The organism is Kitasatospora sp. NPDC001664, from assembly GCF_053596675.1.
This window is the reverse complement of sequence record NZ_JBSFGS010000001.1, coordinates 443,839-458,908: the sequence shown is the minus strand read 5'-3', so window position 1 is coordinate 458,908 and position 15,070 is coordinate 443,839. Positions and strand designations below refer to the sequence as shown.

Sequence of the window (15,070 nt, the reverse complement as noted above, 5' to 3'; positions counted from 1 at the left end):
GCAGTCCCCTCCAGGGCGGGGTGGCATGTGAGGCAGCATCATCCCACGCCCGGGCGGGTGTCAGGACCCGGCACTCCCCGTCCCCGGAACCGACGGAGGGCGTACCCCGAATGCGGGGTACGCCCTCCGGTCGTTCGGTCGGCGGTTACTCGGTCTCGGCCTTCGCGGCGGCACGGGCGGCCGCGCGCTCGGCGAGGCTCGGCTCCGGAGTGCCGTTGTCGTAGTCCTCGCCGTACGCGCCCTTGGCGGGGCGGCGACGGCGCAGCGGCGGCTCGACCCCGTCGGCCAGGCGGCGGGCGGTGAGCAGGAAGCCGGTGTGGCCGATCATCCGGTGGTCCGGGCGGACCGCGAGGCCCTCCAGGTGCCAGGTGCGGACCATGGTCTCCCAGGCCTGCGGCTCGGTGAAGGTGCCGTGCTCCCGGAGCGCCTCGACGGTCTTCGACATCTGCGTGGTGGTGGCCACGTAGCAGCAGATCAGACCGCCGGGGACGAGCGCCTTGGACGCGACGTCCAGGCACTCCCACGGGGCGAGCATGTCGAGGATGACGCGGTCGACGTCGGTCTCCACCAGGTTGTCCTGGAGGTCACCCACCGTCAGCTTCCAGGCCGGGTGCGATCCGCCGAAGTAGCGCTCGACGTTGCTCTGCGCGATGTCGGCGAAGTCCTGGCGGCGCTCGTACGAGGCGAGCATGCCGGTGTCGCCGACGGCGCGCAGCAGGTACGTGGAGAGCGCGCCGGAGCCGACGCCCGCCTCGACCACGCGGGCGCCCGCGAAGATGTCGGCCATGGCCAGGATCTGCCCCGCGTCCTTGGGGTAGATCACGGCGGCGCCGCGGGGCATGGAGAGGACGTAGTCGGGGAGCAGGGGGCGCAGCGCGAGGTACGGGACGTTCCCCGTGGTGCGCACGACAGTGCCCTCGGGGGCGCCGATCAGCTCGTCGTGGGGGAACGCACCCTTGTGGGTGTGGAACTGGTTCCCGGCCTGGAGCGTGAACGTGTAGTGGCGGCCCTTGGGGTCGGTCAGCTGGACCTGGTCCCCGACCTGGAAGGGCCCGCGTCGGCGGGTGGCACCGGTCGGTTCGGACATGACGGCAATCCTAAGGGACCCGGGGAGCGCCTCCGACCAGCGGGCCTGCGGGGGCGGCTCGGCAGCGGCTCGGCAGTGGATCAGCGGCGGTTCAGCGACGGCTCGGCAGTGGATCGGCGACGGCTCAGCGACGGTTCATCGCGGTGCTGAGGTAGCGCTCCAGGTCGGTCAGGGTGAGCACCCCGTAGACGGCGCCGTCCGGGCGGACCACCAGGTACTCGGTGGCGGGGGTGCTCCGCAGCGCGGCCAGCAGCTCCTCCCCCGACAGGTCGGTGCCCAGCCGCAGGCCCGGTTCGAGGTCGCGGGCCAGCGCGCCGACCTGGACCCACGGGCGGCGGTGCTCCGGGACGGCGTTCACCGCCGCCTCCTTGACCAGGCCGGTCGGCTCGCCCCGGCCGTCCACCACCACCATCGCCCCGGCCTCGGCCTCCCGGGCCCGCCGGATGGCCTCGCCGAGCGGGGTGTCGGCGGTGACCTGCACCGCCCGGCGGGCCAGCCCGACGGGCCGCAGGCCGGGCAGGGCCTGCTTGAGGCGGGCGTTGCGCAGGGCGCCGCCGGCGCCGTTCCAGATGATCACCGCGAGGATCGCGGCCAGCACGCTGTCGATCAGGCTGTCGGTGGTCGAACGCTCGACGCCGCCGCGGGCCCCGGCCAGCACCGGCAGCCCGATCAGCACCACCAGGGCCAGCACCCGGCCGGCCCACACGGCGGCCACCGTGCCGGTCATCGGACGGCCCGTCAGGCCCCAGACCAGCGCCCGCAGGATGCGGCCGCCGTCCAGCGGCAGTCCGGGCAGCAGGTTGAAGGCGGCCACCACCAGGTTGCTGACGAACAGTCCGGCCAGCAGCACGCCGGGCACGCTGGCCGGGCGCACCGCCAGGAAGGCCAGGTAGAACAGGCCGCCGAGGACCAGCGAGAGCAGCGGGCCGACGAAGGCCAGCCAGAACTCCCGGGCCGGGGTGGGGGCCTCCTTCTCGATCTCCGAGACCCCTCCGAAGAACTGGAGCTGGATCCGGCGCGGGTTGAGCTTCTGCCGCAGCGCGACCACGGTGTGCGCCAGCTCGTGCACCAGGACGGAGGCGTAGAAGGCCACCGCGAAGGAGAAGGAGACCAGGTAGCGGGTCCCGCCCAGCTCCGGGAGCACCTCGGTCAGCTGGCCGCCGAAGATCCAGGTGATCAGTCCGGCGATCACGAACCAGGAGGGGGTGACGTAGACCGGCACGCCGAACGGACGGCCCATCAGGATGCCGCTCGGCCGCTCCTGCTGACCCCTGCTCTCGCTCACCGCGGTCCCTTCGTCCTCGTCGTCCTGCGATGCCCGCCGTCCGGGCCCCATCGCGCCACGCTACGTGATCTCCGGCCGGTTCCGGCCGTCCGGCCCGTGCGGCGCCGTGCCGTGCTGTGCGGTGCCGTGCTGCGTTGTGTTGCGCTGCGCCGTGGCGCGCCGTGCCGGTCCTGTACCCGGTCAACGCACGGAGTGCCCCCGTCGTTGCCGACCCGTGTCCGTACCGTCGCCCGGTGGATGGGCCCCGACGGGTCGGGACGTCCGGGAGCGGCCGTGACAGTGGGGTGACGGCGGGATGGCAGCCGGGGGCAATAGGGTCATGGGTATGCAGCACGAGACCGACCGCCCCGCCGAGGCGCCCGCAGCGACCGCCGTACCCCGGCCGGCCCTGGCGCCGACCGGGCTCTCGCCCTCCCGGGCCGGGGACTTCATGACCTGCCCGCTGCTCTACCGGCTGCGGGTGATCGACAAGCTCCCGGAACCGCCCAGCTCGGCGGCCACCCGGGGCACGGTGGTGCACGCGGTGCTGGAGCGGCTGTTCGACAGCCCGGCGGCCGACCGGACCCCGGAGCGGGCCCTCGGTCTGCTCCGGCCGCAGTGGGAGCGGCTGCTCGGCGAGCGGCCGGAGCTGGCCGGGCTGTTCCCGGACGACCCGGACGGCGCGGCGCTGACCCGCTGGCTGGGCGACGCCGAGAAGCTGATCGACCGTTGGTTCCGGCTGGAGGACCCGACCCGGCTGCACCCGGTGGAGCGCGAGCTCTACGTGGAGACGGTGCTGGGCTCCGGCCTGCTGCTGCGCGGCTACATCGACCGGGTGGACGTGGCCCCGACCGGCGAGGTCCGGCTGGTGGACTACAAGACCGGCCGCGCGCCCTCGCGGGACTTCGAGGGCAAGGCGATGTTCCAGATGAAGTTCTACGCCCTGGTGGTCTGGCGGTGGAAGGGCGTCCTGCCCAAGCGCCTCCAGCTGGTCTACCTGGGCGGCGGGGGCGACGTGGTCACCTACGACCCCGACGAGGGCGACCTGCTGGCGGTGGAGCGCAAGCTCACCGCGCTCTGGGAGACCATCAACCGGGCGGTGGCCACGGGGGACTTCCCGGCCACCCGGAACCGGCTCTGCGACTGGTGCGACCACAAGGCCAGCTGCCCGGAGTTCGGCGGCACTCCCCCGCCCTACCCGCTGCCGCTCCAGCGGCGGCCGAACGAGGACGAGACCCCCGCGGCGGACGTGCTTCCGACCGCGGGGCGGACCGACGAGGGCCCCGGGCCGGAGCTGCCTCCGACCGCGGGGCGGACGAGCGAAGAGACGAGCAAGGAGTCCGAGTGACGATCCGAGTGCTGCTGGTCGACGACCAGCCGCTGCTGCGAACCGGTTTCCGGATGATCCTGGAGGCCGAGTCCGACCTGGTGGTGGTGGGCGAGGCCGGGGACGGGCAGCAGGCGCTCGACCAGGTGCGCGCGCTCCAGCCGGACGTGGTGCTGATGGACATCCGGATGCCCCGGATGGACGGGGTCGAGGCCACCCGCCGGATCGCCGGCCCCGGCCGGGACGGTCCGGCCAAGGTGCTGGTGCTGACCACCTTCGACCTGGACGAGTACGTGGTCGAGGCGCTCCGGGCGGGGGCCAGCGGCTTCCTGCTCAAGGACGTGCCGGCCGAGGAACTGGTGCAGGCGATCCGGGTGGTGGCCGACGGCGCGGCCATGCTGGCGCCCTCGATCACCCGGCGGCTGCTGGACATGTACGCCACCCGGCTGCCGTCCGGCGACGAGGCCCCGCCGCAGGCGCTCACCGCCCTGACGGAGCGTGAGCTGGAGGTGCTCAAGCTCGTCGCCCGCGGCCTCTCCAACGCGGAGATCGCCGGCGAGCTGTACGTCAGCGAGACCACCGTGAAGACCCACGTCGGCCACGTGCTGACCAAGCTCCAACTCCGGGACCGGGTGCAGGCCGCGGTCTACGCCTACGAGAGCGGCCTGGTCCGGCCGGGCGCCCAGTAGGCGGCTCTCGCGGTACGACGAAGCCCGCCCGCTCCTTGTCGGGAGCGGGCGGGCTTCGTCGTGTCAGGGGTGACGGACCGTCACCTCCACGGCGTCACTTCTTGGTGCGGCCGATCTCCCAGAAGCGGAACACGCCGGTGGTGTCCACCGTGCTGTCCACCCCGGTGATGTCGGTCCGCGAGGCGTAGAAGGCCTTGTTCTGGAAGATCGGGAGCATCGGGACGGACTCGGCCACCAGGTTCTGGACCTGGCCGTAGGCGCCGCCGGCGCTGCGGTCGGTCTGCTTGATGCTCTCCGGCAGCAGCTTCTGGCTGATCTTCGGGTCGTCCCACCCGGTGTGGAAGGAGCCGCCGTCGACCAGCAGCGGGCCGACGAAGTTGTCGGCGTCCGCGTAGTCCGGGGTCCAGCCGACGGTGTAGGCCTGGTAGGTGCCGTCCGTCCAGCCCTTCTGGAAGGCCGTCCAGTCCGCCTCCTGCTGGACGTTCACCTGGAACAGGCCGCTGGCGTCCAGCTGCTTCTTGATCTCCTTGGCCTCGGCGTCGCCCGCGCGGGAGCGGGACCAGGTGAGGGTGAACTTCACCGGGGTCTGCACCTTGGCGTTGGCGAGCAGCTTCTTGGCCTTGTTCACGTCCGGCTCGCCGTAGCGCTCGAAGAAGGCGGTGTTGTGGCCGGTGATGCCGGCCGGGACCACCGAGTAGAGCGGCTGAACGGTGCGCGCGTACACGTCGCGGGCCAGCACCTTGCGGTCCAGCAGCTGGGCGACGGCCTGACGGACGGCCACGTTGCCGGTGACGGCGTCCTTGGTGTTGAAGGCCATGAAGCGGGTCTCGCCGCTGTCGCCCTCGGCCACCTTGAGCTTGCCCGCGCCGGTCAGCTGCTCGTCCTTCAGCTTGGCGGAGGTGGCCGGGTCGAGGCTGTTGTCGGCCAGGTCGATCTCGCCGGAGTCCAGGGCGCTCTTCAGCTGCTCGGCCTCGGCGACGTAGCGGACGACGAACTTGTTGTTCTGGAGCTTGGCCTCGCCCCGGTAGTCGCCGTTGGCGGTCAGCGTGACCTTCGCCGGGCCGCCGCCCTCACCGGTCTCGATCGAGTCGATCTTGTAGGGACCGGAACCGACCAGCTTGTCGTTGGGGAGCAGCTTGTCGGCCGGGAAGACCTGGTGGTCGACGATCGAACCGGCCGCCGTGGCCAGCTTGGCCGGGAGCACCGCGTCCGGGGTGTTCAGCTGGAACTCCACCTCGAGGTCGCCCTTGGCGGTCACCTTCTCGACGGTGGCGAGCAGGCTGGACGGGCCGTTCTCGTCCGCGATCTTCTTCATCCGCTCGACGGAGAAGACCACGTCCTGGGCGGTCAGCGGGTGCCCGTTGGAGAACTTCAGACCGCTCTGCAGGGTGCACTTGTAGGTGGTGGCACCGCTGCCGACGAAGCCGCAGGACTGCGCCGCGTCGGGCTGCGGGACGGAGGCGCCCGCCGGGAACTTCAGCAGCGACTGGAAGGTGTTGTTGAGCACCAGCCAGGCCCCGTTGTCGTAGGCACCGGCCGGGTCGAGCACCTTGGTGACGTTGGTCGTCCCCATCGTGATGGCGCCCTTGTCGTCGCCGCCGCCGGAGACCACCTTCTTGGCCGAGGCGCAGCCCGCGGCCGAAGTGACGACCAGGGTGGCACACGCCAGTACGGCCAGACGGTTGGCAGAAGTCATGCGGGAACGTTCCTTCTCGGACGGACCGACGGTGAGCCGGTGGCTGCCGAATGCCGCCGCCCGGGTGAGGGCGCACGGCGGTCGGGCGTGGGTCACTGAACCCGATGAAGCGTGCCACATCGAACTTGTACGAATATCACCGGCAGTGATCACCAAACGGCCCGTCCGAGCCGAAACCTTGACGTCTTGTCAGACAATGCCCGATTCGTCCCGCACTGGCGGGACCTCGCCATCGCCGAGGGTGGGCAAAGTCACATCGGTCGCCATGCCCCTTACGCCCGGCTCATGCCAGGGCCCACACCGAGCTCACGCCCGAGGTCACACCCGGGCGGCCACCACCGAGCGCAGCAGATCGAGGTCGAGCTGCTCCAGCGAACCGATCACCGTCCGGCCCGGGGCCGGCTCGATCGGCGCCACCGAGGGCACCGCGATCACCGGGCAGCCGGCCGCCTCGGCGGAGCGGACCCCGGTCGGGGCGTCCTCCACCACCACGCAGCGGGCCGGGTCCGCACCCAGACGGGCCGCTGCGGCCAGGTACGGGTCGGGGTGGGGCTTGGTGCGGGCCACCTCGTCGCCGGCCAGCGTGAAGGCGAAGTGGTGGCGGCCCAGGCTCTCCAGCACGATGTCGATCACGTGCCGGTGCGAGGCGGAGACCAGGGCGGCCGGGATGCCGTGCGCGGCCAGGGTGTTGAGCAGCCGCTCGGCCCCCGGCATCAGCGGGACGCCGCCGGCCAGCAGGTCCACGAAGCGCTGGTTGACCAGTACCGTGAGCTCGGCCGGGGACAGCGTCACCCCGGTGGTCGAGATCAGGTAGTCGAGGACGCGGCTCATCGGACCTCCGACCACGTGCTCGCGGTCCGCCTCGTTCAGCTCGTGGCCGAGCTCGGCGAAGAGCGTGGCCTCCGCCTGCCACCAGAAGTGCTCGGTGTCGACCAGGGTGCCGTCCATGTCCAAAAGGACGGCCTGCGGGTCGAGCCCGTCGCCCCGGCCCGGCAGCTGGGTGGCGGTGGAGATCGTGGTCATGGTGGGCGTCCTTCCCGTCGGCGGGCGTCCCCGGAGATGACGCAGGCCGGTCCGCGGTGAGCGGACCGGCCCGTTCAGGGTGATCCAGGATACGCCCCGTGCGCCGGAACGACACGAACGGAACGCGGCTACCTCGTTACCTCCCGTTGAAGCGCTCGCCGTTCCCCGCGGGTCGACACGGCCGGCGCGCGCTGCCCCTCCAGACGTTCCCCGCGGGTCAATACAGCTAGCGCGCGTTGAAGTACTTCGCCTCGGGGTGGTGGATCACGATCGCGTCCGTCGACTGCTCCGGGTGGAGCTGGAACTCCTCGGAGAGCACGACCCCGATCCGCTCCGGCTTCAGCAGGTCGGCGATCTTGGCCCGGTCCTCCAGCTCGGGGCAGGCCCCGTAGCCGAGCGAGAACCGCGCGCCGCGGTACTTGAGCTGGAACATGTCCTTGACGTCCTGCGGGTCCTCGTCGCCGAAGCCCAGCTCGAAGCGGACCCGAGCGTGCCAGAACTCGGCCAGGGCCTCGGCCAGTTGGACCGAGAGGCCGTGCAGCTCCAGGTAGTCCCGGTAGGCGTTGGCGGCGAAGAGCTCGTTGGCCGCCTCGGAGATCCGGTTCCCCATGGTGACCACCTGGAGGCCGAGCACGTCCTTCTCGCCGCTCTCCTCCGGGCGGAAGAAGTCGGCCAGGCAGAGGCGGCGACCGCGGCGCTGACGCGGGAAGGTGAAGCGGGTGCGCTCGGTGCCGTCCGCGTTGTAGACCAGCAGGTCGTCGCCCTTGGAGGCGGCCGGGAAGTAGCCGTAGACCACGGCGGCCTCCAGCCAGCCCTCGGTCTGCAGCCGGTCCAGCCACATCCGCAGGCGGGGGCGGCCCTCGGTCTCCACCAGCTCCTCGTAGGACGGGCCCTCGCCGGCCCGGGCGGCCTTGAGGCCCCACTGACCCTTGAAGAGCGCGTCCTCGTCCAGCCAGGAGGAGTAGTCCGCGAACGGGACGCCCTTGACGATCCGGTCGCCCCAGAACGGCGGGGCGGGGATGCGGTTGTCCACCGCCACGTCCGAGCGGATCTGACCGAGGTTCACCTCCTCCGGCTCCTGGACCTCGACCCGGGCGTGCCGGCGCTGGCGCAGCTCCGGCAGCGCGGCACCGGGGACGCCGCGCTTGACCGCGATCAGCGCGTCCATCAGGCGCAGGCCCTCGAAGGCGTCCCGGGCGTAGCGGACCTCGCCCTCGTAGATCTCGTGCAGGTCCTGCTCGACGTAGGCGCGGGTGAGCGCGGCACCGCCGAGGATCACCGGGAACTGGGCGGCCAGCTGACGCTGGTTCAGCTCCTCCAGGTTCTCCTTCATGATGACGGTGGACTTCACCAGCAGGCCGGACATCCCGATCACGTCGGCGCGGTGCTCCTGGGCGGCGTCCAGGATCGCCGAGACGGGCTGCTTGATGCCCAGGTTGACCACGGTGTAGCCGTTGTTGGACAGGATGATGTCGACCAGGTTCTTGCCGATGTCGTGGACGTCGCCCTTGACGGTGGCGAGCACGATGGTGCCCTTGCCCTCGTCGTCGGACTTCTCCATGTGCGGCTCCAGGTAGGCCACCGCGGTCTTCATCACCTCGGCGGACTGGAGCACGAAGGGCAGCTGCATCTGGCCGGAGCCGAACAGCTCGCCGACCACCTTCATGCCCGCGAGCAGGGTGGTGTTGACGATGTCGAGGGCCGGACGCTCCGTCAGGGCCTCGTCCAGGTCGGCCTCCAGGCCCTTGCGCTCACCGTCGATGATCCGGCGCTGGAGGCGCTCGTCCAGCGGGAGGGCGGCCAGCTCCTCGGCCTTGGAGGCCGCGTTGGAGGCGGCGCTGACGCCCTCGAAGAGCTCCAGCAGCTTCTGCAGCGGGTCGTAGCCCTCGGCCCGGCGGTCGTAGACCAGGTCGAGCGCGACCTCGCGCCGGTCCTCGGGGATCCGGGCCATCGGCAGGATCTTGGAGGCATGCACGATCGCCGAGTCGAGGCCCGCCTCGACGCACTCGTTGAGGAAGACCGAGTTGACCACCTGGCGGGCGGCCGGGCTGAGGCCGAAGGAGATGTTGGAGAGGCCGAGGGTGGTCTGGACAGCCGGGTGACGGCGCTTCAGCTCGCGGATCGCCTCGATGGTCTCGATGCCGTCGCGGCGGGACTCCTCCTGGCCGGTGCCCAGGGTGAAGGCCAGGCAGTCGACCAGGATCGAGCCCTCGTCGATGCCGTACTCGGTGGTGAGCTGGGTGATCAGGCGCTCGGCGATGGCCACCTTGGTCTCGGCGGTGCGGGCCTGGCCCTCCTCGTCGATGGTCAGCGCGATCAGGCCGGCCCCGTGCTCCCGGGCCAGCGAGGCAATCCGGCCGAACCGGGTCTCCGGGCCGTCGCCGTCCTCGTAGTTCACCGAGTTGAGCACCGCGCGGCCGCCGAGCGCCTCCAAGCCGGCCCGCAGCACCTGCGGCTCGGTGGAGTCCAGGACGATCGGCAGGGTGGAGGCGGTGGCCAGGCGGCCGGCGATCTCCTTCATGTCGGCCACGCCGTCCCGGCCGACGTAGTCGACGCAGAGGTCGAGCATGTGCGAGCCGTCCCGGATCTGCTCGCGGGCGATCTCGACGCAGGCCTGCCAGTCCTGGGCGAGCATCGCGTCGCGGAACTTCTTGGACCCGTTGGCGTTGGTGCGCTCGCCGATCGCCAGGTAGGAGATGTCCTGACGGAACGGCACCGGCTGGTAGAGCGAGGAGGCGGAGGGCTCGGGCTGCGGGTCGCGGGCCACCACCGGGCGGCCCTGGACCCGCTCCACCACGGCGCGCAGGTGCTCGGGGGTGGTGCCGCAGCAGCCGCCGACCAGCGAGAGGCCGTACTCGGTGGTGAAGGTGTCGTGCGCGTCGGCCAGCTCGACCGGGCTCAGCGGGTAGTGGGCGCCGTCCTTGCCGAGCACCGGGAGCCCCGCGTTCGGCATGCAGGAGAGGCCGACCCTGGCGTTCTTCGCCAGGTAGCGCAGGTGCTCGCTCATCTCGGCCGGGCCGGTGGCGCAGTTCATCCCGATGTAGTCGATGCCGAGCGGCTCCAGCGCGGTGAGCGCGGCGCCGATCTCGGAGCCCAGCAGCATGGTGCCGGTGGTCTCGACGGTGACCTGGGCCAGGATCGGCAGGTCGAGGCCGGCCTCGGCCAGCGCGGCCTTGCAGCCGAGGATGGCCGCCTTGGTCTGCAGCAGGTCCTGGCTGGTCTCCACCAGCAGCGCGTCGGCGCCGCCGGCGATCAGGCCCGCCGCGTTCTGCTGGAAGCCGTCCCGGAGCGTCTCGTACGGGGCGTGGCCCAGGGTCGGCAGCTTGGTGCCGGGGCCGATCGAGCCGAGCACCCAACGGGTGCGGCCGTCCCGGGCGGTGAAGTCGTCCGCCGCCTCGCGGGCGATCCGGGCACCGGCCTCGGAGAGCTCGAAGATCCGGTCGGAGATCTCGTACTCGCCCAGCGCCGAGTAGTTGGTGCCGAAGGTGTTGGTCTCGACGCAGTCGACACCGACCTCGAAGTAGGCGTCGTGGACCGAGCGCACGATGTCGGGGCGGGTCACGTTGAGGATCTCGTTGCAGCCCTCGAGCTGCTGGAAGTCCTCGAGGCTCGGCTCCTGGGCCTGGAGCATGGTGCCCATCGCACCGTCGGCCACCACCACGCGGGTGGCGAGGGCTTCGCGCAGTTCGTTCGCGCGGTCCTGCTCCTTCGCGCGGTCCTGCGGGGCGGAAAAGGGGACGGCGGTGGCCATGGGGCTACTCCCTGGGTGCGACGGCTGTCGGCTATGCGACCCGTCCGTGTACGGGAGGCACGCGGTCAGGGTAGCCGGACCACGGCCAAGGTCGGGAACCCGTTCCGCATCCTGAGCGTCCGCCTTCCACGAGGAGGACGGATGATCAAGAAATTCCGGCGGACGTGGTCAGGTTCGACGCGGTGGCGGAGGGCCGCGTACTGCGCCCTGCTGGCACTGCTGCTGGGCTCGGTCCTGACGCTGCTTCCGCTCGCGACGGCGGCCGCCGCGCTGCGGATGGAGTACACCGGCGAGCCCTCGGCGCAGGCCCTGACCAGGGGACGGGACGCGGTCTGGCTCGGGCACGCCTGGGTGGACGGGCGCAAGGGGGAAGCCGACGTCACCGAGTTGACGCGGCTGCTCGCCGGGACAGGAGTGCGCGACCTGTACGTGCACACCGGGCCGCTGGAGCACGACGGCTCGCTCCCGGCCGAGCGGTATCCGAGGGCGCGTCAGTTCGTCGACGAGATGCACCGCTTGCTACCCCGGCTGCGCGTCCAGTCCTGGCTGGGCGATGTCGTGCGGCCGGAGAAGGAGGGGCTCGATCTGGACGATCCGACGGTGCGCGGCCGGATCGCCGGGGCGGCCGGGCAGGTGCTGGACCTCGGCTTCGACGGGGTGCACTACGACCTGGAGCCGGTGCGCTCCGACTCGGCCGGCTTCCTGGACCTGCTGGACCGGACCCGGGCGCTGACCTCCGCCCGGGGCGTGCCCCTCTCGGTGGCCTCCCCGCAGATCGACCCGCTGCCCGGGCTGCACCGGCTGAGCACGGCCGCCTTCGACCACGGCAAGTGGTGGTCCCAGGCGTACTTCGCGGACGTCGCCGGGCGGGTGGACCAGATCGCGGTGATGTCCTACGACACCGCGATGCCGACGGAGTCGCTGTACGGCGGCTACGTGGCGCAGCAGACCGAGCTCGCACTGGAGGTGACGCCCCCTCAGGTCGACCTGCTGATGGGGCTGCCCGCCTACTGGGACGACACCTTCGGCCACCGGGGCTCGGCGGAGACGGTGGCGGCCGCCGTGCGGGGCGCCCGCTTGGCACTGGGCCGGGAAGCACCGGGACGGCAGGCCTTCGGGCTGGCGCTGTACGTGGACTTCACCGCCACGCCGGAGCACTGGGCGGCCTACCGGTCGGGGTGGTGCTGAGGGCCGAGGGCCAGCCAGGACCGGGGCGGCGGACGGCGGGCGGGGCCGGTGTGCTGACATCGGGTCAACCAGACCCACCCGAACGGATGGTGACCGCGTAACAGCGGAGCGTCTAGCATGATTCGCGCACGACCGTCGGCCCGGGGAGGAGTCCCGATGGACACGGTGATCGTCCAACTGCCCGGCCGCCCGGGGGCGGCGCCCTCGGAGCGGCCCCCGCTGCTCCGGATGGGGCCGGGCGAACAGGCGGACTTCGGTCGTGGTGCGCCCGACTGCCCGGTCGTGATCGAGCTGTCCGACCAGGGGGTCTCCCGGCGGGCCGGGGAGATCATCGCGGCGGAGGACTACTGGCGGCTCTCCAACTTCAGCCCCACGGCGACCTACGTGGTGGAGAACATGGAGGGCGCCGGCGAGCACCTGAAGGTCGCCCCGGGGCGGCTCGGGGCACCCGTGCCGTTCGAGTTCGCCCGGGTGGTGCTGCCCTCCATCGGCGGCTCCACCGAGTTCAAGGTCTTCGCCCCGCAGCACGCCTACCTGGACGGGCCACCTGACCACCAAGGCGGCGAGCACACCGTCAGCCCCTTCGCCCTGGACCCGACGGCGAAGTACTTCCTGGTACTGCTGGCCCTCTGTGAACCGCGCCTGCGGGACCCCTCGGCCGCCGCCGTGCCGGGGGTGGGCGACGTGCTGGCCCGGCTCCGCGTCCTCCCGGCCGGACGCGGGCTGACCCGGTCCGCCGTCAACTACCACATCGACTACCTGGCGGAGACCAAGCTGCGGCTGCGCGACTGCGAGGACGGCGGGCGGACCGGCCGCAAGCGGGAGGAGCTGGTCTCGCTCGCGCTCCGCTTCGATCTGGTCCGCGAGGAGCACCTCGTGCTGCTCAACCCACCGGTGGCCCGGCCTCGGGCCGGCTCTCCCGCCGCACCGGCCCTCCGGCTCGGCTGAGCGGGCGGAGTGCCGATGCCGACCGAACCCGGCCAACTCGAGGTACCGACGGGCTATCTGGTGGCCGGCTGCCGGATCGGGCCCCTGATCGGTACCGGGGCCTGGGGCCGGGTGTACGCCGGCACCTGTGAGGCGGACGGCATGCCCGTTGCGGTGAAGCTCCTCCCACCCGGGCGGCTGACCCCGGGTCAGCGGCGGACGATGGCGGAACTCACCCGGCGCGAGGTCCGCTTCAGCCGACGGGCCGACCACCCCCATCTGATCCGCACCCTGGCCGTCACCACCGTGCGTGACCCGACCTGCCCCGCGCTGGACGGCGCCGTCGCCCTGGTGATGGAGCGGGCCGAGCTGAGCCTCCAGCAGCTCCTCCAGGAGGCCGTGCCCGGACGCTCCCTCCCGGGCGTCGGGAAGATGCTCGGCGAGCTCGCCGCCGGGCTGGCCCACATGCACGGCCGGGGATGGGTGCACGGCGACCTGAAGCCGGGGAACGTGCTGCTGATGCCCACCGGCGACATCAAGCTCGCCGACTTCGGCCTGACCACCGAGCTGGAGGGGACCCACGCCTACGCCCCGCCGCTGGGCTCTCTGGACCACGTGCCCCCGGAGTGGTGGTCCCAGCGATCCGGACCACGCGGCGTCCAGCTCCGGCCCAGTGCGGACGTCTGGGCCTTCGGCGTCCTGGCGCATCAGGTGCTCACGGGCGGGCTGCACCCCTTCCTCGGCGCGACCGCACGGGCCAGGGCCCTGACCGCCCAGGCCTACGCCCGGGGCAGTGCACCACTGCGGCTCGACGAGCGGCTGCCCGACGGCTGGCAGGCACTGATCGCCGACTGTCTGACCGTCGATCAGGCGCTCCGCCCTACCGCCGCTCGCCTGGTGACACGGCTGAGACTGCTGCGTTCTCCCCCTCCTCCCCGACGGTGGCGTCGGATCGGTCTGCCCCTGGCCGCAGCGCTGATCGCGGCCGTGCCGGCTGTCCACTGGGCCGGTCTGCCGGACCGGGCCGCCGGCCCCGCTCCCCCACCTCCGGCCGCCGGTGCGGTTTCGGACCCGGCGGCGCGGCCCTCCCCCGGCGGAACCGCTGCCTCCGCCGCGTCCGCCCCTTCCGACCCGTCCGCCAGGGCCGGCGCCCTCCCCTCCGATGCCGACGTGCCCGCCGCCCTGCGCGAGCCCATCGACCGGGCAGCCCGGCGCTGCCCGGAGCCCGAGATCACACCCGCGCTCATCGCCGCCATACTCAAGGCGGAGAGCGGCTTCGACGCGCAGGCTTCACGCCCTCGGACCGAGGAGTACGGGATCGCGATGTGGACCCCGTCGGTCTTCAACGCCTGGGCCCAGGACGGTGACGGTGACGGCCGGAAGGACTACATGTCGGCTCCGGACGCGATCATCACGATGGGCAACTACGTGTGCTGGCTGGACCAGCAGTTGAAGCGGCGCGGAGTCCGCGGTGACCTGCCCGCCCTGGTCACCGCGGGCTACCGCACCAGCGACAAGACCGTGGCCGACACCGGGGGCGTCCCTGAACGGGTGCGCCCCCACGTCGACCTCGTCCTGCGCTACCTCGCGCAGTACGGGGGTTGACGTGCCGTCAGCCCGTCGGCTGAGCCGTCAGCAGTAGGGCAGGCCCGGGACGGGCTCGTCGTTGCCGCCGCCGGAGAGGTAGATGACGTTGACCCAGACGCCCTTGTTGCCGCTGTCGTCGTCGGTCTTGGCGTACCACTTGTTGTAGTACGGCCCGTCCGACATCCGGGTGCCGACGGCCTGGCAGTAGAAGTAGTTCGTCCCGGCGTTCAGGGTGCCGGCGCGGACGTTGTTCTCCCAGTACGTCGGGGCGGTCTTCCAGACGTTGCAGTTGTACTTGCCGCCGCCGATGCCGTAGCAGCCGCTGGCGGCCTCGGCGCTGACGGTCGTCGCCCCGAGGGTGGCGGCGCCCAGCGCCAGCGCCGCGCCGGCCATGACCAGCCTGCGTACTCCGAGTGCACCGAACATGAGGATTCTCCTTGCTCTGCTCTCTCGGCTCGGGGTCTCCCGCGCCGAGATCAGAGAATCACCGGGACGAATCCACCGGTACCTGACATTCGTCAGGGTCACAGA

Annotated in this window: 11 protein-coding genes; 5 read left to right on the top strand and 6 right to left on the bottom strand. The window is 71.9% G+C overall.

The window, feature by feature from the left end; all coding sequences use genetic code 11:
• Positions 1-145: 145 nt before the first annotated feature.
• Together ACWCYY_RS02070 and ACWCYY_RS02065 are read right to left on the bottom strand one after the other, a co-directional pair.
• Positions 146-1,087 (bottom strand): tRNA (adenine-N1)-methyltransferase, encoded by a 942-nt coding sequence (locus ACWCYY_RS02070; RefSeq protein WP_345289788.1) that lies wholly within the window; start codon positions 1,085-1,087, stop codon positions 146-148.
• A gap of 124 nt (positions 1,088-1,211) precedes the next feature.
• Positions 1,212-2,372, bottom strand: a complete 1,161-nt coding sequence (locus ACWCYY_RS02065; RefSeq protein WP_449794809.1) for a site-2 protease family protein — start codon at positions 2,370-2,372, stop codon at positions 1,212-1,214.
• A gap of 325 nt (positions 2,373-2,697) precedes the next feature.
• Between ACWCYY_RS02065 and ACWCYY_RS02060 the strand changes: the two genes are divergently transcribed.
• Positions 2,698-3,699: a RecB family exonuclease gene (locus ACWCYY_RS02060; RefSeq protein ID WP_345289790.1), complete on the top strand. Its 1,002-nt coding sequence runs from the start codon at positions 2,698-2,700 to the stop codon at positions 3,697-3,699.
• Positions 3,696-4,367: a response regulator transcription factor gene (locus ACWCYY_RS02055; protein WP_345289791.1), complete on the top strand. Its 672-nt coding sequence runs from the start codon at positions 3,696-3,698 to the stop codon at positions 4,365-4,367. Before ACWCYY_RS02060 ends, ACWCYY_RS02055 begins: the two co-directional genes overlap by 4 nt.
• A 94-nt stretch (positions 4,368-4,461) precedes the next feature.
• Here ACWCYY_RS02055 and ACWCYY_RS02050 read toward each other — a convergent pair whose 3' ends face one another.
• The 3 genes from ACWCYY_RS02050 to metH form a co-directional block, all read right to left on the bottom strand.
• Entirely contained in the window at positions 4,462-6,063 is a 1,602-nt protein-coding gene (locus ACWCYY_RS02050; RefSeq protein WP_345289792.1) for an ABC transporter substrate-binding protein, read from the bottom strand.
• Positions 6,064-6,381: 318 nt separating this feature from the next.
• Complete coding sequence (locus ACWCYY_RS02045) at positions 6,382-7,086, bottom strand: HAD family hydrolase (RefSeq protein ID WP_449794808.1); 705 nt, start codon at positions 7,084-7,086, stop codon at positions 6,382-6,384.
• Between the two features lie 226 nt (positions 7,087-7,312).
• Positions 7,313-10,837, bottom strand: a complete 3,525-nt coding sequence (gene metH, locus ACWCYY_RS02040) for a methionine synthase (RefSeq protein ID WP_345289794.1) — start codon at positions 10,835-10,837, stop codon at positions 7,313-7,315.
• A 141-nt stretch (positions 10,838-10,978) separates the two neighbouring features.
• On the opposite strand from metH, the gene ACWCYY_RS02035 reads away from it, so the two are divergent.
• From ACWCYY_RS02035 to ACWCYY_RS02025, 3 genes are all read left to right on the top strand, one after another.
• Positions 10,979-12,025, top strand: coding sequence for a hypothetical protein (locus ACWCYY_RS02035; protein ID WP_449794807.1), 1,047 nt, complete (start codon positions 10,979-10,981; stop codon positions 12,023-12,025).
• A gap of 156 nt (positions 12,026-12,181) precedes the next feature.
• Positions 12,182-12,973 (top strand): serine/threonine protein kinase, encoded by a 792-nt coding sequence (locus tag ACWCYY_RS02030; RefSeq protein WP_449794806.1) that lies wholly within the window; start codon positions 12,182-12,184, stop codon positions 12,971-12,973.
• A gap of 15 nt (positions 12,974-12,988) precedes the next feature.
• Positions 12,989-14,557, top strand: coding sequence for a serine/threonine-protein kinase (locus tag ACWCYY_RS02025; RefSeq protein WP_449794805.1), 1,569 nt, complete (start codon positions 12,989-12,991; stop codon positions 14,555-14,557).
• A gap of 27 nt (positions 14,558-14,584) precedes the next feature.
• Here ACWCYY_RS02025 and ACWCYY_RS02020 read toward each other — a convergent pair whose 3' ends face one another.
• Positions 14,585-14,965 carry a hypothetical protein gene (locus tag ACWCYY_RS02020; protein WP_345289798.1) on the bottom strand — a complete coding sequence of 127 codons (381 nt, stop codon included), beginning with the start codon at positions 14,963-14,965 and terminating at the stop codon, positions 14,585-14,587.
• Positions 14,966-15,070: the final 105 nt, after the last annotated feature.

Bases quoted from the DNA above. Each gene is read 5' to 3' on its own strand.
- metH (WP_345289794.1), bottom strand. From the start codon at position 10,837: ATGGCCACCGCCGTCCCCTTTTCCGCCCCGCAGGACCGCGCGAAGGAG.
- ACWCYY_RS02020 (WP_345289798.1), bottom strand. From the start codon at position 14,965: ATGTTCGGTGCACTCGGAGTACGCAGGCTGGTCATGGCCGGCGCGGCG.
- ACWCYY_RS02030 (WP_449794806.1), top strand. From the start codon at position 12,182: ATGGACACGGTGATCGTCCAACTGCCCGGCCGCCCGGGGGCGGCGCCC.
- ACWCYY_RS02060 (WP_345289790.1), top strand. From the start codon at position 2,698: ATGCAGCACGAGACCGACCGCCCCGCCGAGGCGCCCGCAGCGACCGCC.
- ACWCYY_RS02050 (WP_345289792.1), bottom strand. From the start codon at position 6,063: ATGACTTCTGCCAACCGTCTGGCCGTACTGGCGTGTGCCACCCTGGTC.
- ACWCYY_RS02045 (WP_449794808.1), bottom strand. From the start codon at position 7,086: ATGACCACGATCTCCACCGCCACCCAGCTGCCGGGCCGGGGCGACGGG.
- ACWCYY_RS02025 (WP_449794805.1), top strand. From the start codon at position 12,989: ATGCCGACCGAACCCGGCCAACTCGAGGTACCGACGGGCTATCTGGTG.
- ACWCYY_RS02070 (WP_345289788.1), bottom strand. From the start codon at position 1,087: ATGTCCGAACCGACCGGTGCCACCCGCCGACGCGGGCCCTTCCAGGTC.
- ACWCYY_RS02035 (WP_449794807.1), top strand. From the start codon at position 10,979: ATGATCAAGAAATTCCGGCGGACGTGGTCAGGTTCGACGCGGTGGCGG.